The sequence below is a fragment of the Stenotrophomonas sp. PS02300 genome (genome assembly GCF_029959395.1).
Lineage (GTDB): Bacteria > Pseudomonadota > Gammaproteobacteria > Xanthomonadales > Xanthomonadaceae > Stenotrophomonas > Stenotrophomonas maltophilia_AD.
In genome coordinates this window covers 1-350 of sequence record NZ_JASCOP010000275.1, presented here as the reverse complement: position 1 = coordinate 350, position 350 = coordinate 1, and the positions used below count along the sequence as shown (strand labels likewise).

Below are 350 nucleotides of genomic sequence, written 5' to 3'. Positions count from 1 at the left end.
CGCACGGCGCTTCTGCTCGGGGCTGCGCGGCTCGTCGTGGGCGCTGACGTCCACTGGCGCCGCATCGCCCGCAGGCCGCTTGCCGCGCCCCGAGGGTGTCAACTGCGCGCGCAGGTTTGCATTCGGGACGAATACGCCGTGGAAGCGGGTGAGATGCGCGCGAGATGGCGGGACCAGTGCGGCCAGTTTCGCGATGAAATCGACCGCATCCCATTCGACATGCGTGGTCCCATTTCGCCACGGCGTCTTGAGCTGATACCGCACCCTACCCTGCGGTGAGATCGATAGCCGCTGCTCGCTGATCGCCGGGCGCGTGATGTAGCGGCACAGCTTTTCGAGCTTGTGGCTTT

1 protein-coding gene is annotated in these 350 nt (G+C 66.3%); it reads right to left on the bottom strand.

What is annotated here, in order from left to right:
• Window positions 1-350, bottom strand: a 350-nt coding sequence (locus QMX79_RS20870) for a transposase (protein WP_282248479.1), incomplete at both ends; no start/stop codon positions are given.